Here is a 25481-nt window from a genome sequence, read left to right on the forward strand (position 1 = left end):
GTTACCCTGGTTCGCTGTGAGCGTCCAATCGGTCTTCCCCCAACTCGAGCCGCTGCTGCCCAGGGTGTCCAAGCCGGTCCAGTACGTCGGCGGGGAGCTGAACGCCACCGTCAAGGAGTGGGACAGCACCACCGTGCGGTGGGCGCTGATGTACCCGGACGCCTACGAGGTCGGGCTGCCCAACCAGGGCGTCATGATCCTCTACGAGGTGCTCAACGAGATCGCCGACGTGCTCGCCGAGCGCACCTACGCGGTGTGGCCGGACCTGGAGAAGCTCATGCGGGAGCACGGCGTCCCGCAGTTCACCGTGGACGGTCACCGCCCGCTCGGCGCCTTCGACATGCTCGGCGTCAGCTTCTCCACCGAGCTGGGCTACACGAACATGCTCACCGCGCTCGACCTGGCCGGGATCCCGCTGCTGGCCGCCGACCGCACCGAGGACCACCCGGTCGTGCTCGCCGGTGGCCACTCCGCGTTCAACCCGGAGCCCATCGCCGACTACATCGACGCCGCGGTGCTCGGCGACGGCGAGGAAGCCGTCATCGAGATCTCGGACATCATCCGCGCCTGGAAGGCCGAGGGCCGCCCCGGCGGGCGCGACGAGCTGCTGACCCGCATGGCCGAGACCGGCGGCGTCTACGTCCCGCGCTTCTACGACTTCACCTACCGCCCCGATGGCCACATCGACACCGTTGGCCCTAACCGGCCGCGAGTGCCCGAGACCATCGCCAAGCGCACCACCATGGACCTCGACGCGTGGCCCTACCCGAAGAAGCCGCTGGTGCCGCTCGCGGAGAGCGTGCACGAGCGGATGAGCGTCGAGATCTTCCGCGGCTGCACCCGGGGCTGCCGGTTCTGCCAGGCGGGCATGATCACCCGCCCGGTGCGCGAGCGGTCCATCGAGGGCATCGGCGCGATGATCCAGACCGGCCTGGAGGCCAGCGGCTTCGAGGAGGTCGGCCTGCTCAGCCTCTCCAGCGCCGACCACTCCGAGATCGGCGAGATCACCAAGCAGCTCGCCGACCGCTACGAGGGCACCAACACCGGCCTGTCGCTGCCCAGCACCCGGGTCGACGCGTTCAACATCGACCTGGCCAACGAGCTCTCCCGCAACGGCCGCCGCTCCGGGCTGACCTTCGCCCCCGAGGGCGGCAGCGAGCGCATCCGCAAGGTCATCAACAAGATGGTGTCCGAGGAGGACCTCATCAAGACCGTCAGCGCCGCGTACGCGCAGGGCTGGCGGCAGGTGAAGCTCTACTTCATGTGCGGGCTGCCCACCGAGACCGACGACGACGTGCTGCAGATCGCCGAGATGGCCAAGAACGTCATCCGCGCCGGTCGGGTCGCCAGCGGCCGCAAGGACATCCGCTGCACCGTCTCCATCGGCGGGTTCGTGCCCAAGCCGCACACCCCGTTCCAGTGGGCCGCGCAGTGCGACCCCGACACCGTCGACTCCCGGCTGCGCAAGCTGCGCGAGGCGGTCAACTCCGACCGCGACCGCAGCATCGGCCGCAACATCGGTATGCGGTACCACGACGGCAAGCCCAGCATCATCGAAGGCTTGCTCTCGCGCGGCGACCGGCGCGTCGGCAAGGTCATCGAGGCCGTGTGGCGCGCGGGCGGCCGGTTCGACGGCTGGAGCGAGCACTTCTCCTACGAGCGCTGGACCACCGCCGCCGCGGCCGAGTTGGAGCCGCTCGGGGTGTCGCTGGACTGGTTCACCACCAGGGAGCGGACCGAGGAAGAGGTCCTGCCCTGGGACCACCTGGACTCCGGCTTGGAGAAGAACTGGCTGTGGGACGACTGGCAGGACGCCCTCGACGAGCGCGAGCAGGACGACTGCCGGTGGACCCCGTGCTTCGACTGCGGTGTCTGCCCCGCGATGGGCACCGACATCGAGATCGGCCCCACCGGGCGCAAACTGCTGCCGATCAGCCCGGTCGGCGTCGGCTCCCCGGTGCGCAACCCGGTCCTGTCGGCCCCGTGATCGTCCGCAAGGCCACCGACGCCGACATGGTGTCGGTGGCCTTGTTGCGCCGCCGGGCGGGCGAGGAGGACGGGCCGGTACCCGATCCGGGGTTCGAGGCCGAGTTCGCCCGATGGTGGGAACGGGAGCGGTCCTACCGGGAGTTCTGGCTCGCCGAGATCGACGACAAGCCGGTCGGGTTCTGCTGTCTGGTCGAGGTTACCCGCATGCCCAAGCCGGGGATAAGAGGCGGTGCCTGGGGCTACCTCAGCAACTTCTTCGTCTTACCCGAGCACCGCAACGCTGGCGTAGGGGCCGCGTTGATCGCCGCGTTGCTGCGACACGCCGAGGACCTCGGATACCCCCGCGTCGTGCTGACTCCGTCCGAGCGCGCGATCCCGTTCTACGAACGCGCCGGGTTAAGCCCCGCGGACTCGTTGATGCTGCGCGTGTTCGCTACGGAGTAACGGCGGCGAGAGCGTCGACCATGCCGTGCCCGTAGAAGCTGTTGAACGGCGCGTACCCCGAGCAGTACGCGTCCTGCCCGCCCGCGCCGTCGAGGTCGTAGTCCGTCGGACAGGCGATGCTGGTCGCCTGCGAGGTCAGCAGCCGCATCAACTGCTGCGGCGACGCCCCCGGGTGCGTGGAGGCCAGCAACGCGGCCACCCCGGACACGTGCGGCGCCGCCATCGACGTCCCGCACACCTGCGCGTACCCACCCGGCACCGTCGACAGGACGCACCGACCGGATGACTGCTCACCACCCGGTGCGGTCACGTCGATCACCCCGAGCCCGTACGCGCTGTACCCGGCTTTCACCCGATCAGGGCCGACCGCCGACACCGCGACCACCCCGCGCAGCCCCGCGGGCAACACCCGGCAGCTGCTGTCGAGCGTCCGCCACTGCCCGCCCGGCCCGGCCGTCTGCCCGCTCGGCGACGCCAGGTCACGCTCCTCGTTCGACGCCGCGGCCACCGTGAGCACACCCCGGCTGGTCGCGTGGTCCGCCGCCCGCCGGACCGCCTCGAAGACCACGTGCTCCTCGCCCCGGTCGCAGGTCAGCGGCCACGGATCCACGAAGTAGCTGTTGTTGGCGACCGCCATGCCGTTGGCCGCGGCCCACATCAGCCCGCACACCACCGACTCCGGCCGCACCGTCCCGTCGTCGTCGACCACCTTCACCGAGGCCAGCCGCACCCCGGGCGCCACACCGGTGATCCCCAGGCCGTCGTCGGCCGCCGCGATGATCCCTGCCACGTGCGTGCCGTGCACCGACGTCGTCGGGGCCCACGCCTGGGGGCTCTGATCCGCCTTGCCGCTCACGCACCCGGCTGACTTGCTTGCGTCGACCGCGTGCGCCAGGTCGGGGTGCGTCGCGTCGATGCCCGAGTCGAGCACGCCGACCAGCACGTCCCCGCTGCCCGTCGACAGCGCGTGCGCCTCGCCCGCCTTGATGAGATCCATGTCCCACTGCTCGCCGGAGCGGTCCACGGCCGTGTCGTCCCCGCCGCCGGTCGTGACCGGGGCCGATTGCCTGCCGTGCCGCCCGGACGCCGCCTCGACCGCCTCGGTGCTGAACGCCCGGTCCCTGCCGATCCGCTCGGCGAACCTCGGGTCACCCGAGGTGGCCACCCCGACGGCGATTTCCGGGTAGTAGGCAACCGTCGACCCACAAGCCAACGTCATCTCGTGGGAGGCGCCCTCGGGGCTGGTGCCCTCGGTGAACAGGACCAGGTAGCGCGACTGCGCGCCCGTCGGGTGGCAGGGCAGCGAGCCGTCCTCCAGGGGTTCCCCGTCGGCGATGAGGGGGACGGCGAGTGCTGCCGCGACCATCACGGCGCTGACCGCTGCCGCCTTGGTCAGGCGGAGCAGAGGCACGGGCGACCTCCAGTGCATTCCCTCGGCGCGGGTTGTCCACTCGGTGCGGACGCTAGCCGGCCCCCGAGTGGGAAACAAGCTCGCGAGCCGAATTGGCGCTCCCGGTACGGTGCCACCAACGGTGGTGGGCTCACCACCGGAGCACCACCAGACCACCAGAAGGAGTAATCCTGAGCCGCCAGGACCAGCCCAACCCCTCGGCGCCGCCGGTGCAGAAGATCCGGCTCCGCTACGCCAAGCGGGGCAGGCTCCGCTTCACCTCCCACCGAGACGTGGCCAGGGCGTTCGAGCGGGCGCTGCGCCGCGCGGGCGTGCCGATGGCCTACTCGCAGGGTTTCAACCCGCACCCGAAGATCTCCTGGATCGGCGCCGCGCCCACCGGGGTGGCCAGCGAGGCGGAGTACGTCGAGGTCTCGCTCGTCGAGCGGGTCGACCCGGCCAGGCTCGCGCAGGTGCTCGACGCCGCCCTCGCCCCCGGGCTCGACGTGCTGGAGGCCGTCGAGGCGGGCCCAGGTGGGCTCGCCGAGCGGATGGAGGCCAGTGACTGGCGCATCGAGCTGCCCGGCGTCGCCCCAGCGGACCTGCGCGGCGCGGTCGAGCAGTTGCTGGCCACCGAGCACGTCGAGGTGGAGCGGCTCACCAAGGACGGCAGGCGGCTCATCGACGCGCGGCCCGCGGTCGTCAGGGCCGTGGTGCTGGAGGGCCCGGTGGAGTCGTTCGACGCTCTCGGGTCCCCAGGGGCCGGTGGGGTCTCGGAGACCGAGGACACCCCTATTGATGACGACGCGCCGAGCCGTGTGGGCGTCGACATGTCCTACCCGGAGCGTTCGTGTGGGATACTGCGTGTGGTCGTCCGGCAAACAACACCTGCCGTTCGACCCGACGACGTACTGAGCGCGCTGCGTGTCGTCGCCGCTCTGGAACCACCGGTCCCCGCGAAGGCGACCCGGTTGGCCCAGGGGCGGCTTGACGACGATGGCGGCCTGTCCGACCCGCTGGCCCTCGACAGGCAGGCGGGCCTCGGGTAGTCCATCGGGGAATCGGAGCGCCTCTACCGCCGTCGAACGACCTGCCGCAGGCGGGCCGTGGTCGGTGACGACCACGCCGCGGCGGTGTACAGGCGAGGATTCCCGCCGCCCCAGCGCGGTGGAATGACAACTAGGCCCCTGAGCGGCTCGCGTCTGGACGACGCGCCCGGGGGCGGAGGAGCTACATGTCGGATATGTCCACCCCTGCCGGAAGTGCCGGCGGGGCTACCACCACACCCAGCGACCAGGCCGTGGCCGAGTTGCTGGCCCAGGTACCAGCCAAGGTCCGCGTGCACGCGCTGGCCAAGCTGCTCGAGGTGAGCAGCAAGGACGTCATCGCGGCCCTGGAGGGGCTCGGCGAGGCGGTGCGGGGCGCGCAGTCGAGCGTGTCCAAGGACACCGCGGAGCGGGTCGCCAGGGCGCTGTTGGCGCCGGAGCACGCCGCTGACGAGCCGCGGGAGCCCGAACCCGAGCCTGAGCCGGAGCCGGTCGTCGTCGACGAACCGGTCGAGCCCAAGCGCCGCCGCATCCCCCCCACGCCGGTGTTCGCCTCGGCGTCGCCGCTGTTCCTGCCGCCGGAGCCCCCCGTCGCCCGGCCCGCGCCCGCCCAGCCGGTGGTCGCGGAGCCCGAGCCGGTCGAGGCCGAGGTCGTCGAGCCCGAGCAGCCCGACCACGACCTGAACGACGACGACGAGGACGGCGGCTCCGGCCGTCGCCGCCGCCGTGGTCGCCGTGGTCGCGGCCGGGGCAAGGGCGCCGCTGACGAGGCGGGCGAGCAGGGCGAGGACGAGACCCCCGCCGCCGAGGAGCCCCAGGAGGAGCCCGAGGCCGACGACGACCAGTCCGACGCGGGTGACGGTGGTAACCGCCGCCGCCGCAGGCGCCGCCGCCGCAAGGGTGGCGACGACGACAGCGCCGACGCGGGCGACGACCCGCCCAACACGGTCGTCCACGTCCGCGAGACCCGCGAGGCGCGCGACCCCAGGGACACCCGCGACGCCCGCGACGACAACCGCGGCGAGATCGCCCGCGACGAGGTGCGCAGCGTGCGCGGCTCGACCAGGCTCGAGGCCAAGCGGCAGCGCCGCAGGGACGGCAGGGAGGCGGGCCGCAGGCGCGCCCCGATCCTGTCCGAGGCCGAGTTCCTGGCCCGCCGCGAGGCCGTCGACCGCGCCATGGTCGTGCGCGAGCACGGCGACCGCACCCAGATCGGCGTCCTCGAGGACGGCGTGCTCGTCGAGCACTTCGTCACCTCGTTCGGCACCGGCTCGCTGGTCGGCAACGTCTACCTGGGCCGCGTGCAGAACGTGCTGCCCAGCATGGAGGCCGCCTTCGTCGACATCGGCCGCGGCCGCAACGCCGTGCTCTACGCCGGTGAGGTCGACTGGGACGCGGCCGGGCTCGAGGGCAAGGCCCGCAAGATCGAGCAGGCGCTGTCCACCGGCGACAGCGTGCTGGTCCAGGTCACCAAGGACCCGGTCGGGCACAAGGGCGCCCGGCTGACCACCCAGATCAGCCTCCCCGGCCGCTTCCTGGTGTACGTGCCGGGCGGCGGCGCGACCGGCATCTCCCGCAAGCTGCCCGAGAACGAGCGGCGCAGGCTCAAGGACCTGCTCAAGCGGATCGTCCCCGAGGACGCCGGTGTGATCATCCGCACCGCCTCGGAGGGCATCAGCGAGGAGGAGCTCGGCCGCGACGTGCGCCGCCTGCAGGCCCAGTGGCAGGTCATCAAGGAGAAGTCGGGTGGCAACGGCGGCAAGCGCACCAGCGCACCCGTGCTGCTCTACGAGGAGCCCGACCTGCTGGTCAAGGTCGTGCGCGACCTGTTCACCGAGGACTTCACCTCGCTGGTCGTGCAGGGCGACATCGCCTGGGAGACCATCGACGCCTACGTCCGCCACGTCGCCCCCGAGCTGCTCGACCGGGTCCGCAAGCATGTCGGCGTCGCCGACGTCTTCGCCACCCACCGGGTCGACGAGCAGCTGCTCAAGGCGCTCGACCGCAAGGTCTGGCTGCCGTCGGGCGGCTACCTGGTGATCGACCGCACCGAGGCGATGACCGTCATCGACGTCAACACCGGCAAGTTCACCGGGTCGGGCGGCAACCTCGAGGAGACGGTCACCCGCAACAACCTGGAGTCGGCCGAGGAGATCGTCCGCCAGCTGCGGCTGCGCGACATCGGCGGCATCATCGTGATCGACTTCATCGACATGGTGCTGGAGTCCAACCGGGACCTGGTGCTGCGCAGGCTCACCGAGTGCCTCGGCCGCGACCGGACCCGCCACCAGGTCGCCGAGGTCACCTCGCTCGGCCTGGTGCAGATGACCCGCAAGCGGGTCGGCACCGGTCTGCTCGAGGCGTTCAGCACCACCTGCGAGCACTGCAAGGGCCGCGGTGTGGTCGTCACCACGGAGCCGACGGTGCGGGCCCCGGCCAACCCGAGCGGCCAGCAGCAGCCGCCACAGCAGTCCGCACCCGCCCCGGTCGCCGAGAAGACCCAGGGCGGCGGCAGGCGCAACCGCAACCGCGGCGGTGGCGGCGAGCAGTCCCGCGACGAGGCCGCCAAGGTGGCCGTGCGCGACATCGCCAAGGCCACCACCAAGCACGACGAGCACCCGGTCGAGCACACCTCCAACGGGTCCCGCCCGCACGCCCAGGTCGAGGAGCCCACGCCCGTCGTGGAACCCGACGCCGCGGTCGCGCCGGTCGTCCCGGTGGAGGAAGCCCCGACCAGCAGGCGCAGGCGCAGGTCGGCCAGCAGGGCCCAGGGCGCGGCTGCCCCGGTCACCGAGTCCGAGCCCGCCGCTGCCCCGGCCGCGCCGTGGTCGCCGCCGGAGCCGGTCCGCGCCGAGCCGGAGCCCGCGGTGTCCGCGTCCGCCGCCGAGGTGCGTTCGGCGTCGCAGCCCCGCGAGACCCAGCCGGAACCGCAGGCGGCCGAGCCGGTCGCCGCCGTGGTCCCGCCGCGGCGCCGGGTCGCCCGCAGGGCCGCGTCCCGCCCGGCCGGACCCCCGGTCGACGTGGCGCAGGAGAGCTGATGACGAGGGGTCGAACCGGGGGTAAACCCACCCCGGTTTGACCCCTCTTCCAGCAGGCACGTAACCTGTCTCATGGCCCGCCGCTCGGTGGGCTGTGTCGTGCGAAGCCCGATCCGGTCTGCGGTGGATAAGGGCGCGTAGGACCCCCACCGTCTAGTAGCAGGAGACTTCCGTCCCGATGTACGCGATCGTCAAGACCGGCGGCAAGCAGTACAAGGTGGCTGTCGGCGACGTCGTCGAGGTCGAGAAGCTCGAGGGCGCGCCGGGCACCGAGCTCAACCTCGCCGCGGTGCTCGTCGTCGACGGCACCGACGTCACCACGGATCTGGACGCCCTGGCGAAGGTCTCGGTGACCGGCAAGGTCGTCGAGCAGACCAAGGGCCCCAAGATCCGGATCCACAAGTTCAAGAACAAGACCGGGTACCACAAGCGGCAGGGTCACCGTCAGAAGCTGACCCGCGTCGAGGTCACCGGCATCACCAAGTAGAGGACCTGAGCAGCCATGGCACACAAGAAAGGTGCGTCCAGCTCCCGCAACGGACGCGACTCGAACGCCCAGTACCTCGGCGTGAAGCGCTACGGCGGCCAGGTCGTCAAGTCCGGCGAGATCCTGATCCGCCAGCGCGGCACCAAGTTCCACCCCGGTGTGAACGTCGGCCGCGGCAAGGACGACACCCTCTTCGCGCTTTCCGCCGGTTCGGTCCAGTTCGGCAGCAAGCGTGGCCGCAAGACCGTCAACATCGTCCCGGTCGAGGCGGCCTGAGCCCCGCGGACGACGCAAGACCCTTGAGACGAGGGGCGGGCTGGACACACTCCGGCTCGCCCCTCGTCCGTTTGTGAGAGGAAGTACCCCCAGGTGTCCCGTTTCGTCGACCGGGTCGTCATCCACGTCGCCGCTGGCAGTGGCGGCAACGGCTGCGCCTCGGTGCACCGCGAGAAGTTCAAGCCGCTCGGTGGCCCGGACGGCGGCGACGGCGGCAACGGCGGCGACGTCGTGCTCGTCGTCGACAGCAACGTGCACACCCTGCTCGACTTCCACTTCCGCCCGCACGCGGACGCGGCCAGCGGCAAGCAGGGCCAGGGCGCCAACCGCGACGGCGCGACCGGTGAGGACCTGGAGCTGCGCGTCCCGGACGGCACCGTGGTGCTCGACGAGGACGGCGAGATCGTGGTCGACCTCGTCGGTCACGGCACCCGGTTCATCGCCGCCCGCGGTGGTCGCGGCGGGCTCGGCAACGCCGCGCTGTCGTCCAAGGCCAGGCGGGCGCCCGGGTTCGCGCTGCTCGGCGAGCCGGGTGAGACCCGCGACCTGGTCCTCGAACTGCGCTCCGTCGCCGACGCCGGGCTGCTCGGCTTCCCCTCGGCTGGCAAGTCGTCGCTGATCGCCGTGCTGTCCTCGGCCAAGCCGAAGATCGCCGACTACCCGTTCACCACGCTCGTGCCGAACCTGGGCGTGGTCACCGCGGGGGACTCGGTATACACGATCGCCGACGTGCCCGGCCTGATCCCGGGCGCCAGCCAGGGCAAGGGGCTGGGGCTGGACTTCCTGCGCCACATCGAGCGCTGCGCCGTGCTGGTGCACGTGGTCGACTGCGCCACCTACGAGGCCGACCGCGACCCGCTGTCGGACATCGACGCGCTGGAAGAAGAACTGGCCCGCTACACGCCCGCGCTGGGCGGCACGCTCGCCGACCGGCCCCGGCTGGTCGTGCTGAACAAGATCGACGTGCCCGAGGCGCGCGAGCTGGCCGAGCTGGTGCGCCCGGAGATCGAGGCGCGCGGGCTGCCGGTGTTCGAGATCTCCACGGTGAGCCGGGCCGGGCTGCGCGAGCTGAGCTTCGCGCTGGCCAAGGTCATCGAGGACGACCGGGCGAGCAAGCCCGCGCCGGAAGCCACCCGGATCGTGCTGCGGCCCACCGCCGTCGACGACGCGGGCTTCACCATCGTCCAGGACCCCGCCGACGACACCGGCTTCATCGTCCGCGGCGACCGACCCGACCGCTGGGTCCGGCAGACCGACTTCAACAACACCGAGGCCGTCGGCTACCTCGCCGACCGGCTGGCCCGCCTGGGCGTCGAGGAAGCGCTGGCGAAGGCGGGCGCGGTGCCCGGCTGCCCGGTCACCGTCGGCGGCGTCACGTTCGACTGGGAGCCGTCCACCCCGGCTGGTGTCGCGGTGATGATGCACAACCGGGGCGACGACCCGCGCCTGGACCGCCCGACCCGCGTGGGCGCCCCCGAGCGCAAGGCCCAGAAGGTCCTGCGCCGCACGCCGTTCGAGGAGTTGCTCGACGAGGACGAGGAGTGAGCGCCCGCGCCGCGGTCGCCGGTGCCCGGCTGGTCGTGGTGAAGGTCGGCTCGTCGTCGCTGACCACGGCCGAGGGCGGCCTCGACCCGGCCAGGCTCGACGCCCTGGTCGACGCGGTCGCCGCTCGCCGGGACGCCGGGAGCCAGGTCGTCCTGGTGTCCTCCGGTGCCATCGCGGCCGGGTTGGCCCCGTTGGGGTTGGCCCGGCGCCCGCGTGACCTGGCGACCCAGCAGGCCGCGGCCAGTGTGGGGCAGATCGCCCTTGGCCACGCTTATGTGGCCTCGTTCGGTCGGTACTCGTTGCGGGTTGGCCAGGTCTTGCTGACCGCGGACGACATCGTGCGCCGCTCGCACTACCGCAACGCGCAGCGCACCCTGACCCGTCTGCTGGCCCTGGGCGCTGTTCCGGTGGTCAACGAGAACGACACCGTTGCCACCGAGGAGATCCGCTTCGGCGACAACGACCGCCTCGCGGCGCTGGTGGCCCACCTCATCGGCGCGGACGCCCTGGTTCTCCTGTCCGATGTGGACGCCCTTTATGACGGCGACCCCCGGCTCGGCGCGGCTCGCCGGATCGCCGAGGTGGCAGGCGAGTCCGATGTGGAGGGTGTGCGCGCGGGCGCGGTCGGTGCCTCCGGCCTCGGAACCGGCGGTATGGCCTCGAAACTGGCCGCCGCCCGCTTGGCTGCCGCCGCAGGCGTTCCCGTTCTGCTGGCCGCCGCCTCCGACGCGCCCCAGGCTCTGGGCCCCGCTGACGTGGGCACCGCCTTCGCCCCCACTGGCCGCCGCCTCACCTCCCGCCGCTTCTGGCTCGCCTACGCCGCTGACGCCACCGGCACCCTCACCCTCGACGACGGCGCAGTAGCCGCCGTCGTCGACCGCCGCCGCTCCCTCCTGGCCCCCGGCATCACCACCGTCAAGGGCGACTTCCAGGCAGGCGACGTAGTCGAACTGGCCACCCTCACCGGCAAGGTGATCGCCCGAGGCATCACCAACTTCGACGCCGCCGAACTCCCCGCCCTCATCGGCCACCCATCCCCACCCCTCCCCGCCGACCGCCGCCGCGAAGTGGTCCACGCCGACGACTTGGTGCCCCTCACCCGCACCACCTGACCGGCGGGGCTGATCCCCTTCCGGAGAGGTGGTCACGGGCATCTGGATCGGACAGCGGGTCGGCATGGCCCGGTTCGCCAGCGGCCTGCGTCGACCGAGGGCGTCAGGCGATTCAGTTGTCTCCGACTCCCGTCGGGTGAACTCTCCTTTCTCTCGCGGATAGCTGCGTTGTCGAGGGTTGATCCGTGAGCCTCAACTGGTGGTGGCCAAGGCGAACGGCAGGACCGCGGCGGCGCCCGCGTCGCGGAGGAGGGCGCTGCCGACGGTCATGGTCCAGCCGGTGTCGACGCGGTCGTCGATCAGCAGGAGCGGGCCAGGGGTCTCGCGGATCCGTTCTCCCAGCTCCTCTCCCACCGACATCGAGTTCCACAGCCACGCCAACCGGTGCGCGCTGTTGGCCCGGGGAGCCGACGCCCCCACGGTCACCTCGCCCAACACCGGCAGCCGCCCGATCGACGCGATGGCGGCGCCGAAGCTGGACACCAACCGGGGGCGGCGGGTCGAGCCGACGGTGACCACGCCCGCCGGTCGCTCCGCCCATCCCCACGCGGTCAACACCTTCACGCAGGCGTCGACCACGTCCGCCGGGACCTCTCCGTCCTCTGTGGACGCGAACAGGTCCCGCAGCCGGTTGCCCCACCCGATGTCGGTCAACCGCCCCAGCGCGCGGCCCGGTTCGGCTAGCCTGCCCGCCGGTATCTTCCCCGTGAGCGCGACGCCGAGGGTTGCCATCGCGGTCGGCCAGGCTTTCTTGGGCGTGACCTCGACCCCGGGCCGACGTAATTTCTCTTGTGCCACGGCCATCTCCTCGGCCGACACCACCGCGGACCACTGCGCGCCCGCGCAGTTGTCGCACCGGCGGCAGGGCGCGGCGTGCGGGTCGTCGAGTTGGCGGAGCAGGAACTCCATCCGGCAGCCGGTCGTCTCCTGGTAGGCCAGGATCGCGTCCTGCTCGGCCTTGCGCGCGCCCGCGATCCGCTCGTACCGCTCGGCGTCGTACTCCCACGCCTCGCCGGTGTGCTCCCACCCGCCGCGGACCCGCCGGACCGCGCCGTCGACGTCCAGGACCTTCAGCACCATCTCCAGTCGCCCGCGCGACAGGTCGACCCGCGGCTCCAGCGCCATCGTCGATAGCGGCCGCCCCGCCTCGGCCAGCGCCGCGAGCACCTGCCGGACGAAGTGCTCCGGCGGGAAGGCCAGCGAGGCGAAGTACGACCAGATGTCCTTGTCCTCGGTCCCGGGCAACAGCACCACGTCCGCCCGCCGCACACCACGACCAGCACGCCCGATCTGCTGGTAGTACGCGATGGGTGACTGCGGCGCCCCGACGTGCACCACGAACCCCAGGTCCGGCTTGTCGAACCCCATGCCGAGCGCGGAGGTCGCGACCAGCGCCTTGACCCGGTTCCCGAGCAGGTCGTCCTCGGCGCGGAGCCGGTCGGTGGTGTCCGTCCGGCCGGTGTAGGACGCCACCTCGTACCCGCGTTCCCGCAGGAACGACGCCAGTTCCTCCGCCGCGGCGACGGTCAGCGTGTAGATGATGCCGGACCCGGTCAACTTGCCCAGGTTCTCCGCCAGCCACGCCCACCTGGCCTGCGGCGTCGGCAGCCGCAGCACCCCCAACCGCAGGCTTTCCCGGTCCAGGGCGCCGCGCAGGACGAGCGCGTCCTCGGTGCCGAGCCCCAACTGGTGCGCCACATCGCGCACCACCCGGTCGTTGGCGGTCGCGGTCGTCGCCAGGACCGGCACCCCGGGGCGGAGTTCACCCAGGAGTGTCCGAAGGCGACGGTAGTCCGGCCGGAAGTCGTGGCCCCAGTCGGAGATGCAGTGCGCCTCGTCGACGACCAGCATCCCGGCCGACGCGGTCAGCCCGGGCAGCACCGAGTCGCGGAAGTCCGGGTTGTTCAACCGCTCCGGGCTGACCAGGAGCACGTCGACCTCGCCCTGGGCGACCGCCTCCTGCACCCGGTCCCACTCCTCGGCGTTCGACGAGTTGATCGTCGCCGCGCGCACCCCGGCCCGTGCTGCCGCCTCGACCTGGTTGCGCATCAGGGCGAGCAGCGGGGACACGATCACCGTGGGGCCCTCGCCGAGTTCGCGCAGCAGCGCGGTCGCGACGAAGTACACAGCGGACTTGCCCCAGCCGGTGCGCTGCACCACTAACGCGCGACGGCGCCGCGCGACCAGTGCCTCGATGGCTGTCCACTGGTCGTCGCGCAGGCTCGCCCCGGGCCCTGCCAGGGCGCGCAGCCGTTCTTCCGCCGATTCCCGCAATGCGTTGTCGTCCACATCACATGGATACAGCGCCTCGTCAAGGGGCGTCGAGCCGGTGCCGGTGAGCTGTGGACAACTCGGGGGTTGGGGATGGACCCGCCGCGCGCGGACGCGCACCATCCGCGTGTGGCGGGTCCCCGGTCATGGTGACCGGCGTCCCCGGCGGGCGAAGCGGCAGCTTTCCGCCGGAGTCATCGGACCCGGGGACCTCAGATCTTGACCATGACCTGGTCGAGGTCCTTGCGGATCAGCCTGGGGACCGTGGCGTCGTCGGCCGGGTAACCGACCGGGATCACCGCGAACGCCTTCTCGTTCTTGGGCCTGCCCAGCACCTCGGACAGGAACTTCATCGGGCTCGGTGTGTGTGTCAGCGCCGCCAGCCCCGACAGGTGCAACGCGGTCAGCAGCATGCCGACGGCGATGCCCACCGACTCGTCGACGTAGTAGTGCTTGTGCTGCTCGCCCTCTTCGTCGAGGTAGTACCGCTGCTCGAAGACCACGATCAGGAACGGCGCGTCGGTCAGGTGCGGCTTGTTCTGGTCGGTCCCCAGTGGACGCAACGCCGAGAGCCACTCCTCGCCGAGCCTGCCCGCGTAGGAGATCTGCTCCTCGGTCTCCGCCGCCTCCCGGATCCGCGCGCGGACCTCGGGGTCGGTGACCAGGACGAACGTCCACGGCTGTTGGTGGGCGCCAGAGGGCGCGGTAGCCGCAACGGCTATAGCGTCCACAACGACCTGCTCGGGAACCGCATCCGTGGAGAACGCGCGCACGGTCCTGCGTTGGTCCATCTTCGCGCGTAGATCAGCAGCCGCCTGCAGCGACTCCGCCGCGGTGACCTTCGCCGGCCGGTAGGGCACGGGGTCATACGGCTGATCGTGGATCGGTATCCAAGCCATGCTCGGCAGTCTCCCGGTCCGGTGGCCACACACGGTCATACCGATCCGGTCATAGGGTCCATGTCATGACCCGAACGGTGGCGTTCGGAAGTCGACCGCCACGCGGGGTGCGCATGATGTTGCTCATACCCGTCGCCGCATGTCAGGACGGTGGCCGGGCGCGGCCGTAGGCTCCGGACATGGCGCGCCGGATTGGCATCATGGGCGGCACCTTCGACCCCGTGCACCACGGTCACCTGGTGGCGGCGAGTGAGGTGCAGGCCCGGTTCGACCTCGACGAGGTCGTGTTCGTCCCCACCGGGGTGCCCTGGCAGAAAGACGGCAAGGGGGTCAGTGCCGCTGAGGACCGCTACCTGATGACGGTAGTGGCAACGGCGTCGAACCCCAGGTTCTCGGTGAGCCGGGTCGACATCGACCGCACCGGCGTGACCTACACGGTCGACACCCTCCGTGACCTCCGCGCGCAGCACCCCGACGCTGAGCTGTTCTTCATCACCGGTGCCGACGCACTCGAACAGATCCTGTCGTGGCACCGCGCCGAGGAGCTGTTCACCCTGGCGCACTTCGTTGGCGTCACCCGCCCCGGTTACAGCCTGGCCGACGTGCACCTGCCGTCCGGGACCGTGAGCCTGGTCGAGGTCCCGGCCCTGGCCATCTCCTCCACCGACTGCCGCACGCGGGTCGGATCGGGTCTCCCGGTCTGGTATCTGGTGCCTGACGGGGTGGTCCAGTACATCTCCAAGCGCCGCCTCTACGCCGCCGAGAACTGACCGGTACCTCACCCGGTATCCTCGACGGGTTAGCCCCTGGGATATCTGAACGAGGAGTGACGTGGCAGCGACGCACGAGGCACGCGAACTGGCACTGGTCGCGGCTGGAGCGGCGGCCGACAAGAAGGCCACCGACGTGATCGTGCTGGACGTCTCCGACCAGCTCGTCATCACCGACTGCTTCGTGATCGCCTCGGCCGCCAACGAACGGCAGGTCGGCGCGATCGTCGAGGAGGTCGAGGAGCGGCTGCGCCAGGCGGGCTCCAAGCCGGTGCGCCGCGAGGGCGCCCGCGAGGGCCGCTGGGTGCTGCTCGACTTCGTCGACGTCGTGGTGCACGTCCAGCACGACGAGGAGCGCTCGTTCTACGGCCTGGAGCGGCTGTGGAAGGACTGCCCGCGCGTCGAGTTCGAGGCGGGCCCGTCGGACGTCACCGAGGAGTCGGCCGTGACCGAGCCTTCGGGTGTGATCGAGGACGGCGACAAGACCCGCGCGGACGTCGAGTGACCCTGCGCAGGCTCGTGCTCTGGCGCCACGGCGAGACGGACTACAACGCCTCGGGCCGGATGCAGGGCCACATCGACTCGAACCTCACCGAGGTCGGCCGTAACCAGGCCCGGTTCGCGGTACCCGCGCTCGCGCGGTTCTCCCCGGACGTCATCGTGGCCTCCGACCTGCGCAGGGCCACCGACACCGCCACCGTGTTCAGCGAGGCGGTCGGGGTCCCGCTGCGGTTCGACAAGCGTTTGCGCGAGACCAACCTGGGCCTCTGGCAGGGCAAGACCGGCGCCGAGATCGACCAGGAGTGGCCGGGCGGTCGCGCGGAGTGGCAGACCGACGCGACCTGGACCCCGCCCGGTGGCGAGTCCCGGGTCGAGGTGGCCGCCAGGGCGACCGAGGTGGTCGCGGGGCTCGACGAGGGCACCGACGAGACAGCGGTGCTGTGCGCGCACGGTGGCCTCATCACGGCGCTGGCAGGCAGCCTGCTGGAGCTCCCGGTGGGCAACTGGTGGCAGCTCGGCGGCATCTCGAACTGCCACTGGACGGTCCTGGCCCGCCGTGAGACCAGCGGTCTCGCCTGGCGCCTGATCGCGTACAACGTTGGCATCACCGGGTAGCGCGCCCCGGACCGTCCTGGTGTTCGGCGACTCGCTGAGCTTCCACGGTCCCGATGGCCCCCACCCGGCGGATGACGCCCGTCTCTGGCCCAACCTCGCCGCTTCCGCCGTCAACGGGCGCGCGGAGCTGTTCGCAAGCTTCGGCTGGACCGCGCGTGACGCCTATTGGTCCCTGGTCGGCGACCCTCGCGTGTGGACGCACATGCCCGACATCGACGTGTTGGTGCTAGCGGTCGGTGGGATGGACACGCTTCCCTCGCCGCTACCGACCTACCTGCGCCAAGGCATCCGATACCTGCGTCCCGACTGGTTGCGCCGACACGTCCGTAAGGCATACCTGGCCGTCCAGCCGTGGGCGTCTCGTGCGACAGGCGGATGGCCGGTGGCGCTACCGGCGGAACTGACCGTCCGCTACCTCAACGACATCGTGGTCGCTGTTCGAGCACTGCGGCCGGACCTGCCTGTAGTGGCGATGTTGCCCTCGGTCCACCGAGCACCTGCTTACGGTTACATGCACGCTGGCCGGTCACGAACGCTGGCTCTTATGCGCGACTGGGCGGATCGGAACAACGTTGTGCCGTTCGACGTCGCCGAGGTCGTCGGGGAGCACGTTCTCCGTGGTCACGGCAATCCAGACGGCATCCACTGGGGCTGGGACGGGCACCGGATGGTGGCGTCAGCGCTCGCCGAGCACCTCGCGCCGCTGTTGGACACGCCCCCGGACAACTAGGCTCCCAACACGTGCCCTTCGCCGTCCTCACCGACTCCACCGCCTACCTGCCGGAGGGCTCGGCAGACCGGCACGGGGTGCGGGTCGTCCCACTGCTGGTGCGTGTGGACGGTCGTGAGGGCCGTGATGGCATCGACATAGGTCCCACGCAGCTCGCGAGCGCTCTACGCGACCGGCGGATGGTCACGACCTCCCGGCCGAGCCCGGCTGAGTTCGCCGAGAACTACCGCGCGATGCTCGACGCCGGAGCCGAGGGTGTGCTCTCCGTGCACCTATCGCGCGAGTTGTCGGGGACCTGGGAGTCCGCCCGGCTGGCCGCCGAGGAGTTCGGCACGGCGGTGCGGGTCGTCGACTCCAGGACCACGGCCATGGGGCTGGGATTCGCCGTGCTGCGGGCCGCCGAGGTTGCGGCCACGGGCGCTGGGGGAGCGGCGGTGGAGGCCGCGGCCGTCGAGGCAGCAGCCGCGACGCGGTGCTTCTTCGTCGTCGAGACGCTGGAGTACCTGCGGCGCGGCGGGCGGATCGGCGCGGCGGCGGCACTGCTGGGGACGGCGCTGGCGGTCAAGCCGATCCTGCACGTCGTCGACGGCCAGATCGTGCCGCTGGAAAAGGTGCGCACCACCAGCCGCGCGGTCGGGCGCCTGGTCGACCTCGCTGTGGACGCCGCGGGGGAGTCGTCGGTGCGGATCGCCGTGCACCACCTCGCCGACCCGGACCGAGCGGCGGACCTCGCGGATCGCCTCAGCGCCCGGCTGCCAGCCGCGACCTGCGTGATCTCCGAATTGGGCGCGGTGATCGGCGCGCACACCGGGCCGGGCGTGCTGGGCGTGGTCGTCGACTCCCGCTGACGCCGGAGTTGTCCACAACCCCCCGAACTGTCCACAGAAGACGAGCGCGCCTTCCCCCAGCCCCTGCGGGGTTCCTACCTTCGATCTCATGGCAGACGAACAGCGCGTCAAGCAGATCGACTCCGTACTCGCCCGACTCGCCTCGATCGCCGGGCGACCCTGGGACCGGGGTGAACCCGACACCGAACAACCACGCCGCGGGCGGTTCCCGGTGTCGGTGGCCATCGGGCTCGCGGTCGCGGCGGCGGCCATCGTCGGGGTGCTCGCCTTCTCCGGCTCGCCGCCGCCGGGGGAGCCGGCCCCCGCCTTGGCCGCGGCCGCGGTCGAAGCGCCACCGGCGGCCACGATCGTCGTCGACGTGGTCGGGAAGGTGCGTGAGCCCGGCCTGCGCACCTTGCCCGACGGCGCCCGCGTCGACGACGCCCTGCGCGCCGGTGGGGGAGCACTGCCCGGGACCGATCTGACCCCGCTCAACCTGGCCCGCAAGCTGGTCGACGGCGAGCAGATCCACGTCGGCGCCCCCGCCCCGCCGGTCAGCGAGGACATCCCGGAACCAGGCGGCAAGGTCAACCTCAACACCGCCACCCTCGCCCGCCTCGACACCCTCCCCGGCGTCGGAACGGTCACCGCCCAACGCATCCTCGACTGGCGCGCGAAACACGGCCGCTTCACCAAGGTCGACCAACTCCGCGAGGTGGACGGCATCGGCCCCGCCCGCTACGACACCCTCCGCGACCTGGTGGTCATCCGATGACCCAGGTCGGCACCACCACGACCCTCGCCCTCCTCGGCACCCTGGCCTTCCTGGGCCTGGTGGTCCACTGGTCCTTGGCCGCCCTCCTCACCGTCCTGGCGTGCGTCACCGGAGCCGCCCTCACCACCGGGACCAGACCATGATCCCCAGAGCCCGTGTCCGTGCCGGACCACCAGCCCCGAGGCCCGTTGCCGGACAGCCATCCCGCACCTCGGTGACTTCGGTGCCGTCTGGCGCGAGTCGTCGAATCACCACGCATGCCCGCCGTTCCGGTGCGCCGTCAACGGAGCTGTGGCCAAGCTCCTGTCGCCGCAGTCCTGGCTCGCGGCCGGTGCCTGGGCTTGCCGTGGATGGAATGGGGTTCAGGGGATCCGATGGCGGGTGATGTCGGTCGTTCGGACTGGCGGCTGGTGCCCGGGGCCATCGCTGTGTGGTTGGCCGGGCTGGGTGGGCTGCTGGTGCAGTGGACTGTGGCGCTGGTAGTCGGCGGGATCGCTGTGGTGGCGGGGATCGTCCACCTGCGGCACACGCGTGTGGTGGAGGCGGTCAGGGCCGGGTGGCCGCTCGTGGTGTGCGGATTGCTGGCCCTGGTTCCGGTGGCGCCGAGGATCCGTGAGGCGGCGGACGATCCGTTGCGGGTCGAGGCGGCCAGGGCGGCGGTTGTCGAACTACGAGTGGAGGTGGCTGAACGACCGAGGAAGGTGCGGTCGAGTGGATTCGGGGCCATGCCGTCCGGGGTGCGGTCGGTCGTCATCCCGGCGACCGTCGAGGGCAGTCGGGTGTTGCTGCTCGCGCCGGTGGAGCGGTGGGCGGAACTGTTGCCCGGTCAGCGGTTGGTGGCCAGCGCAACGTTGGGGACCGCTGAACCAGGCAGCCTGACTGTCGCGGTGCTGCGGGTCCGGGGACCGCCGACACAGGTCACTGAGGCACCCGCGTGGCAGGTGGCCGCGCGTGCGCTGCGCGACGGACTCCGCGAGGCGTCCTCGGTGTTGGACGACGAGCCCGCCGGGTTGCTGCCCGCGCTGGTGGTCGGCGACACCGAGGGGATGGTCCCCTCGGTCGAGGACGACTTCAAGGCCGCCGGGATGGCGCACCTGTTGGCCGTCAGCGGCGCGAACCTGGCCGTGGTCTGTGTCGCCGTGCTGTTCCTGGCGCGATTGGCTCGGCTCGGGCCGCGGGGGTCGGCCGTGGCCGCGATGCTCGCGCTGGTCGGGTACGTCGTGCTCGCCGGGCCGGAGCCGAGTGTCCTGCGGGCCGGGGTCATGGGCGCGATCGGGCTGGTGGCACTCGCACTGGGTCGGGAGCGGTCGGCGTTGCCCGCGTTGGCCGTCGCGGTGATCGTGCTCGTCACCGTCGACCCGGCGATGGCGGTCAGCTTCGGGTTCGTGCTGTCGGTGCTGGCCACCGCCGCCCTGGTGCTCGTGGTGCCGGGGTGGGTCGACCGGCTGGAGCAGCGCCGCGTGCCCAGGCTGCTGGCCGCGGCGATCGCGGTGCCCGCCGCGGCTCACCTCGTGACGGCGCCGGTCGTCGCCGGGATGAGCGGGCAGGTCAGCCTGGTCGCGGTCGTGGCCAACCTGGTCGTGGCACCGGTCGTGGCGCCCGCCACGGTGCTCGGTCTCGGTGCCGCACTGGTCATGCCCGTCGCCCCGTGGGCAGCGGAATGGCTCGTGCGGGCTGCCGGGCCCGAGGTGGACTGGCTGGTGGTCGTCGGGCGCTGGGCAGCCCGGATGCCCGGCGCCGCGCTCGACTGGCCCAGCGGGTGGTGGGGCGGGGTCGCACTCGCCCTGCTGGTCGGCGCTCTGGTGGTCGGCCTGCGGTGGCGGTCGGCTCGGGTCGCCCTGGGCGTTGGCGTCGTGGTGACGGCGGTCGTGCTGCTCCCGGTGCGGGCGTTGGCACCGGGATGGCCACCGCCGGGGTGGGCGGTCGTGGCGTGCGACGTCGGGCAGGGCGACGCCATCGTCCTGTCCACTGAGGACAGCGGGCGGGTGGTGCTGGTCGACACCGGGCCGGACCCCGCGCCGGTGCGGGAATGCCTGGACCGGCTCGGCGTCCGGCAGGTGGCGCTGGTGGTCCTCAGCCACCTGCACGCCGACCACGTGGGCGGACTGGCCTCCGTCCTGGCCGACCGGTCGGTCGGCGCGGTCGCCGTCGGCCCTGGCCGCGCGCCGGACTGGGCGTGGCGGCAGGTCAGGGACCAGACCGCGGCCGCCAAGGTGCCCCTGGTCAGCGTCACCGCCGGACAGCGGCTGGCGTGGCCGGGGTTGACGGTGGAAGTGCTTGCCCCACAGGGAAAGGAGGAACGATCCGAGACCGACGGCACGGCGATCAACAACCGCTCGGTGGTGCTGCGCGCGACCACCCGGGCAGGCCGGGTACTGCTCACCGGTGATGTTGAACTGGCCGCCCAGGCCGAACTGCTCACCGGGCGCACCGACCTGACGGCTGACGTGATCAAGGTCCCGCACCACGGCTCTCGGTACACCGCCCCGGATTTCCTGGGCGCGGTGGGCGCGAGACTCGCCCTGGTCAGCGTGGGCGGGGGAAACCGCTACGGCCACCCCAGCCCACAGACCCTGGCCGCCCTCATCCGCCAAGGCACCCACATAGCCCGAACCGACCGCACCGGCGACACAGCGGTGGTTCCCACCCCGAACGGCCCCGAACTCGTCGTCCGAGGCAACCCCAGACCCCCGTCCCGCCGCTGACACCCCGACGAGCGCTCCCAACACGGGATCCCGCGTGTGCCACCAACTCCGCGTGTGCCACCGACGCCAGCGCAAGGCCGTGCATGGCACCAGAAGGTGTGGCGCCACTGCGTGTGCCGCCAGTGAGCACGGCGTTCCAGTGAGCACGGCGTCCAGTGGGTGCGGTGTTCCAGTGGGTGGGGGAGTGCCCAGTCGGTGTGCCGCGTTCCCTTCGGTGCGGCGGCGTGGTGGAGCATCACCGGGTGCCGGGTGCCGGGTGCGGGCGCCCCACCGTGGGCAGCCTGGTGCCGCGAGCATCGCGGCGTCGCTGAGCACGGCATCGCTGAACACGCCGTGGGCACGGCTTTGGTGGCGTGCGACGTGGAGGTGATGGCGGCGCGGTGGGTGCGGGGTGTGGCTTGATGCCGCGCGGTGGTGGGGCGAGTGCGGATTCCGTGGGTGAGGCGAGTGCGTCACCTCACCCACGGAAACCGCTGGCGTCTGCGACAGAGGCAGGCCGGGGTGGAAAAGACCGGTCAGCCGCGGTTGAGGACCTCGTGGACGGCGGCGGCGGTCGGGGGGATGGTGGCGCGCGGGCCGATGTGGTCCTGGACGGCGTCGAGGGTCTTGAGGCCGTCGCCGGTGATGAGCAGGACGGTGTCGGCGTCGGGGTCGAGTTGGCCGGTCTCGATGAGCTTCTTCGCGGTGGCGACGGTGACGCCGCCCGCGGTCTCGGCGAAGATGCCCTCGGTGCGGGCCAGCAGGCGGATGCCCTCGACCACCTCGGCGTCGGTGACGTCCTCGACGGCGCCGCCGGTGCGGCGGACCGAGTCGAGCACGTACGGGCCGTCGGCGGGGGCGCCGATGGCCAGCGAGCGGGCGATGGTGTCCGGCTTGACCGGCCGGATCACGTCCGCGCCCGCCTTGAACGCCGCCGACACCGGGGAGCAGCCGGTGGCCTGCGCGCCGAAGATCCGGTACGGGGTCGGGTCGACCAGGCCCAGCTCACCGAGCTCGCGGAACGCCTTGTCCACCTTGGTCAGCTGCGAACCGGACGCCACCGGGATCACGACCTGGCCGGGCAGGCGCCAACCGAGCTGCTCGGCGACCTCGTAGCCCAGCGTCTTGGAGCCCTCGGCGTAGTACGGGCGGACGTTGACGTTCACGAACGCCCAGTCCTCGTGCTCGCCCGCGAGCTCGGTGGCCAGCCGGTTGACGTCGTCGTAGTTGCCGTCGACGGCGATCAGCGCGCCGTCGTAGACCGCGGTGGTCAGGATCTTCGCGCGCTCCAGCGACGACGGGATCAGCACCACCGAGTCCCAGCCCGCGCGGGCGGCGGCCGCGGCGACGGCGTTGGCGAGGTTGCCGGTGGACGGGCAGGCCAGGACGCTGAAGCCCAGCGTGCGGGCCGCGGCGAGGGCGACGGCGACCACGCGGTCCTTGAACGAGTGCGTCGGGTTGCCGGTGTCGTCCTTGACCCACAGCGACTTGACGCCGAGCGCGGCGGCGAGCCGGTCGGCCTTGACCAGGCGGGTCATGCCGGGGTCGGTGTTCGGGAAGCGCTCCACGTCGGCGGGGACGGGCAGCAGGCCCTTGTAGCGCCAGATCGACTTGGGGCCCGCCTCGATGTCGGCCCTGGTCACGGTGCCGAAGTCGTAGGCGACCTCGAGCGGGCCGAAGCACTCGGCGCAGGCGAACTCGGCGGCGAGGGGGATCTGGTGGCCGCACTCACGACAGGACAGGGCCCGGGCGGGGCCGAGGTCGAGGGTGCTGGTCTGGACGTCGACAGAGGTCATCGCGAGGTGTCTCCTCATCTATCCCGCGGCTGCGGGTCGGAATTGGCACCGTGGTCGTCCGCCTCCTCGCGATGAGGAAGTGACGCGTACGCCGGTTGCCGGGGCTTCATCGGGCCGTTTCCCTCTGCCCCTCTGGATGAGCGGTATTCAGTTGTCGCCCGGGCTGACCGGTGCGTGACGGCAACGGTACGGCACCGCCCGGCACCTCGGCCAGCCCGTACACCGTGGCGTGCCCCGGCGGGTCCGGTCGGCGGGGCGTGGCAGGATCGCGGGCGTGAACTCGCCCTCGGTCCTCCCGCCACCGCTGCAACTGGTGCTGGGAGAAGAGGAACTGCTCATCGAACGCGCCGTCCGGGCCATCCTCGAGACCGCGCGGCTGGCCGACGCCTCGGCCGACCTGACCAGGCTCAAGGTGGCTGATCTCACAGGCCCGGAGCTGGTGGAGATGGTCAGCCCGTCGCTGTTCGCCGAGGGCAGGGTGATCGTCCTCGACGCCGTGCACGAGGCCACCCAGGACATCGCCGCACTGGTGATCAACTACACCAAGTCGCCTGCCGACGGGATCGTGCTCGCCGTGGTCCACAACGGCGGCGGGCGCAAGGCGGGCAAGGACATCGTCGCCGCGATGAAGAAGTCCGGCGCCGTCGTCACCGAGTGCGCCAAGATCACCAAGGCCGCCGAGCGCGAGGCGTTCGTGCGCAACGAGATCCGCCGCGCCGGGGGCAAGACCGACCCGAGGGCGGTCGCCGCGCTGATCGACTCCGTCGGTTCCGACCTGCGCGAGCTGGCTGCGGCCGCGGCTCAATTGGTGGCCGACGCGGCGGGGGACGTCAGCGAGGAGGCCGTGCGCCGGTACCACCGGGGGCGGGCCGACGTGAGCGGCTTCGCCGTCGCGGAGAAAGCCGTCACCGGGGACGTCGCGGGCGCCATGGAGGCCCTGCGCTGGGCGATGCAGCTGGGGGTGCCGCACGTGCTGGTCGCCGACGCGCTCGCCGACGCCGTCCGCACCGTGGCCAGGGTGGCGGGCGCGGGCCGGGCCGACCCGTTCAAGCTCGCCGGTGAACTCGGCATGCCCGCCTGGAAGGTCAAGAAGGCGCTCGCCCAGTCCCGCGGCTGGAAACCGGCCGGACTCGCCGCCGCCATGCGCGCCGTAGCCGACGTCAACGCCGACGTGAAGGGCGTCGCCGCCGACGCGGGCTACGCCCTCGAACGCGCCGTCCTCCGCCTCGCCGAAGCCCACCGCCAAGACTGACCACCGTCCACAACGGACCTCGACCCTCACTCTGTCCGCAGTGGACAGCCCAAATAGGGCATGCCCTGTTCCGAGCACCCCCCGAAGATCCAGGGTATGGGGGGCGTGGTGGCGGGTGGAAGCGTGCGGTGGCGGGCTGTGGACGGTGTGGGGGGTTGTGGACAGGCTGCGGTCAGAGCTTGGGGGCTCGGCTGGCGAGGATCTCGTCGCGGCGGGATAGGCGGTGTTGGCGGCGGATCTCGGCTTCGCGCAGGCGGCGGTCGTCTTCCTCGGTTTCGGGGGTGACGGGGGGTACGGCGCGGGGGGTGCCGTCCTCGTTGACCGCCACGAAGACCAGGTAGGCGGTGGCGACCTTGGTCTGGGGGACGTCGGCGCGGTCCCAGGGCTCGGCCAGGACGCGGACGCCGACCTCCATGGAGGACTTGCCCGCCCAGTTGACCTGGGCGTGCGCGTGCACCAGGTCGCCGACGCGGACCGGGTGCAGGAAGGTCATGCCGTCCATGGCCGCGGTCACCGCCGGGCCGCCGGAGTGGCGTTGGGCGACGGCGCCCGCCACGTCGTCGACCAGCTTCATGATGACTCCACCGTGGACTGTCCCGAGGAGGTTCGTGTCCACCACGGTCATGATGTGCGACAGCGAGGTCCTCGCGGCCGACGTTGGCTTGGGGTCCATGCCGCCAGTCTCGCGCATACGACAGCGGCGCCGCCCCCGGGAGGGGACGGCGCCGCGTGTGAGCCTGGGCTCAGCCGAGCTTGTTCACCCGCTGGGCCATCGCCGACTTCTTGTTGGCGGCCTGGTTGGTGTGGATGACGCCCTTGCCTGCGGCCTTGTCCAGCTTGCGGCTGGCGACGGCCAGCAGCTCCTGGGCCTTGGCCTGGTCACCGGCGTCGGCGGCCTCGCGGAACTTGCGGATCGCGGTCTTGACCGAGGACTTGACGGACTTGTTGCGCAGCCGCGCCTTCTCGTTCGTCTTGATCCGCTTCAGCTGGGACTTGATGTTCGCCATAGTGGTGCTCCTCGAGGTCTGGTCCGG

Annotated in this window: 23 protein-coding genes and 1 riboswitch; of the genes, 17 read left to right on the top strand and 6 right to left on the bottom strand. The window is 71.8% G+C overall.

What is annotated here, in order from left to right; all coding sequences use genetic code 11:
* Positions 1–16 precede the first annotated feature (16 nt).
* Both CLV68_RS23085 and CLV68_RS23090 read left to right on the top strand, forming a co-directional pair.
* Complete coding sequence (locus CLV68_RS23085; RefSeq protein WP_121393011.1) at positions 17–1987, top strand: TIGR03960 family B12-binding radical SAM protein; 1971 nt, start codon at positions 17–19, stop codon at positions 1985–1987.
* Complete coding sequence (locus CLV68_RS23090) at positions 1984–2433, top strand: GNAT family N-acetyltransferase (protein WP_121393012.1); 450 nt, start codon at positions 1984–1986, stop codon at positions 2431–2433. Before CLV68_RS23085 ends, CLV68_RS23090 begins: the two co-directional genes overlap by 4 nt.
* Here the strand turns inward: CLV68_RS23090 and CLV68_RS23095 are convergent.
* Positions 2423–3862: a S8 family peptidase gene (locus tag CLV68_RS23095; protein WP_121393013.1), complete on the bottom strand. Its 1440-nt coding sequence runs from the start codon at positions 3860–3862 to the stop codon at positions 2423–2425. The two genes, CLV68_RS23090 and CLV68_RS23095, sit on opposite strands and share 11 nt — an antisense overlap.
* A gap of 191 nt (positions 3863–4053) precedes the next feature.
* Here CLV68_RS23095 and CLV68_RS23100 point away from each other — a divergent pair, with 191 nt between their 5' ends.
* From CLV68_RS23100 to proB, 6 genes are all read left to right on the top strand, one after another.
* Positions 4054–4872: a TIGR03936 family radical SAM-associated protein gene (locus tag CLV68_RS23100; protein WP_121393014.1), complete on the top strand. Its 819-nt coding sequence runs from the start codon at positions 4054–4056 to the stop codon at positions 4870–4872.
* Positions 4873–5057: 185 nt separating this feature from the next.
* The gene (locus tag CLV68_RS23105; protein ID WP_121393015.1) at positions 5058–7907 is read left to right on the top strand and encodes a translation initiation factor IF-2 N-terminal domain-containing protein; all 2850 of its coding nucleotides are present in this window, start codon (positions 5058–5060) and stop codon (positions 7905–7907) included.
* Positions 7908–8085: 178 nt separating this feature from the next.
* Positions 8086–8394, top strand: coding sequence for a 50S ribosomal protein L21 (gene rplU / locus CLV68_RS23110; protein ID WP_092777105.1), 309 nt, complete (start codon positions 8086–8088; stop codon positions 8392–8394).
* Between the two features lie 15 nt (positions 8395–8409).
* Positions 8410–8670, top strand: a complete 261-nt coding sequence (rpmA, locus tag CLV68_RS23115) for a 50S ribosomal protein L27 (RefSeq protein ID WP_121393016.1) — start codon at positions 8410–8412, stop codon at positions 8668–8670.
* Positions 8671–8763: 93 nt separating this feature from the next.
* Positions 8764–10215 (top strand): GTPase ObgE, encoded by a 1452-nt coding sequence (gene obgE, locus CLV68_RS23120; RefSeq protein ID WP_121393017.1) that lies wholly within the window; start codon positions 8764–8766, stop codon positions 10213–10215.
* Positions 10212–11327 (top strand): glutamate 5-kinase, encoded by a 1116-nt coding sequence (gene proB, locus CLV68_RS23125; protein WP_121393018.1) that lies wholly within the window; start codon positions 10212–10214, stop codon positions 11325–11327. The genes obgE and proB overlap by 4 nt, the downstream gene beginning before the upstream one ends.
* A 192-nt stretch (positions 11328–11519) precedes the next feature.
* On the opposite strand, the gene CLV68_RS23130 is transcribed toward proB, so the two are convergent.
* Together CLV68_RS23130 and CLV68_RS23135 are read right to left on the bottom strand one after the other, a co-directional pair.
* The gene (locus tag CLV68_RS23130; RefSeq protein WP_121393019.1) at positions 11520–13616 is read right to left on the bottom strand and encodes a RecQ family ATP-dependent DNA helicase; all 2097 of its coding nucleotides are present in this window, start codon (positions 13614–13616) and stop codon (positions 11520–11522) included.
* A 194-nt stretch (positions 13617–13810) separates the two neighbouring features.
* On the bottom strand, positions 13811–14497 hold the full coding sequence (locus CLV68_RS23135; RefSeq protein ID WP_121393020.1) for a nitroreductase family protein: 687 nt from the start codon (positions 14495–14497) through the stop codon (positions 13811–13813).
* 179 nt (positions 14498–14676) lie between these two features.
* Here CLV68_RS23135 and nadD point away from each other — a divergent pair, with 179 nt between their 5' ends.
* From nadD to CLV68_RS23170, 8 genes are all read left to right on the top strand, one after another.
* The gene (nadD, locus tag CLV68_RS23140; RefSeq protein WP_121393021.1) at positions 14677–15267 is read left to right on the top strand and encodes a nicotinate-nucleotide adenylyltransferase; all 591 of its coding nucleotides are present in this window, start codon (positions 14677–14679) and stop codon (positions 15265–15267) included.
* Positions 15268–15328: 61 nt separating this feature from the next.
* Positions 15329–15772: a ribosome silencing factor gene (gene rsfS / locus CLV68_RS23145; protein WP_121393022.1), complete on the top strand. Its 444-nt coding sequence runs from the start codon at positions 15329–15331 to the stop codon at positions 15770–15772.
* Complete coding sequence (locus CLV68_RS23150; protein WP_121393023.1) at positions 15769–16383, top strand: histidine phosphatase family protein; 615 nt, start codon at positions 15769–15771, stop codon at positions 16381–16383. The genes rsfS and CLV68_RS23150 overlap by 4 nt, the downstream gene beginning before the upstream one ends.
* Positions 16367–17113, top strand: a complete 747-nt coding sequence (gene octT, locus CLV68_RS23155) for a diglucosylglycerate octanoyltransferase (protein WP_121393024.1) — start codon at positions 16367–16369, stop codon at positions 17111–17113. Before CLV68_RS23150 ends, octT begins: the two co-directional genes overlap by 17 nt.
* Before the next feature lie 11 nt (positions 17114–17124).
* Positions 17125–17961 (top strand): DegV family protein, encoded by an 837-nt coding sequence (locus CLV68_RS23160; RefSeq protein WP_121393025.1) that lies wholly within the window; start codon positions 17125–17127, stop codon positions 17959–17961.
* 88 nt (positions 17962–18049) lie between these two features.
* Positions 18050–18715 (top strand): ComEA family DNA-binding protein, encoded by a 666-nt coding sequence (locus CLV68_RS23165; RefSeq protein ID WP_121393026.1) that lies wholly within the window; start codon positions 18050–18052, stop codon positions 18713–18715.
* Positions 18712–18858 carry a hypothetical protein gene (locus tag CLV68_RS34185; protein WP_170224546.1) on the top strand — a complete coding sequence of 49 codons (147 nt, stop codon included), beginning with the start codon at positions 18712–18714 and terminating at the stop codon, positions 18856–18858. The genes CLV68_RS23165 and CLV68_RS34185 overlap by 4 nt, the downstream gene beginning before the upstream one ends.
* 231 nt (positions 18859–19089) lie before the next feature.
* Complete coding sequence (locus CLV68_RS23170; RefSeq protein WP_121393027.1) at positions 19090–21420, top strand: ComEC/Rec2 family competence protein; 2331 nt, start codon at positions 19090–19092, stop codon at positions 21418–21420.
* 515 nt (positions 21421–21935) lie between these two features.
* Here CLV68_RS23170 and thrC read toward each other — a convergent pair.
* Complete coding sequence (gene thrC, locus CLV68_RS23175) at positions 21936–23195, bottom strand: threonine synthase (protein WP_121393028.1); 1260 nt, start codon at positions 23193–23195, stop codon at positions 21936–21938.
* A gap of 11 nt (positions 23196–23206) precedes the next feature.
* Positions 23207–23338: riboswitch (SAM riboswitch) on the bottom strand.
* A 131-nt stretch (positions 23339–23469) separates the two neighbouring features.
* On the opposite strand from thrC, the gene holA reads away from it, so the two are divergent.
* The gene (holA, locus tag CLV68_RS23180) at positions 23470–24447 is read left to right on the top strand and encodes a DNA polymerase III subunit delta (protein WP_121393029.1); all 978 of its coding nucleotides are present in this window, start codon (positions 23470–23472) and stop codon (positions 24445–24447) included.
* A 172-nt stretch (positions 24448–24619) separates the two neighbouring features.
* Here holA and CLV68_RS23185 read toward each other — a convergent pair whose 3' ends face one another.
* Positions 24620–25120 carry an acyl-CoA thioesterase gene (locus tag CLV68_RS23185; RefSeq protein ID WP_246010064.1) on the bottom strand — a complete coding sequence of 167 codons (501 nt, stop codon included), beginning with the start codon at positions 25118–25120 and terminating at the stop codon, positions 24620–24622.
* Between the two features lie 70 nt (positions 25121–25190).
* Positions 25191–25454, bottom strand: coding sequence for a 30S ribosomal protein S20 (gene rpsT / locus CLV68_RS23190; RefSeq protein WP_121393031.1), 264 nt, complete (start codon positions 25452–25454; stop codon positions 25191–25193).
* Positions 25455–25481: the final 27 nt, after the last annotated feature.

The sequence above is a fragment of the Actinokineospora cianjurensis genome (assembly GCF_003663795.1).
Lineage (GTDB): Bacteria > Actinomycetota > Actinomycetes > Mycobacteriales > Pseudonocardiaceae > Actinokineospora > Actinokineospora terrae.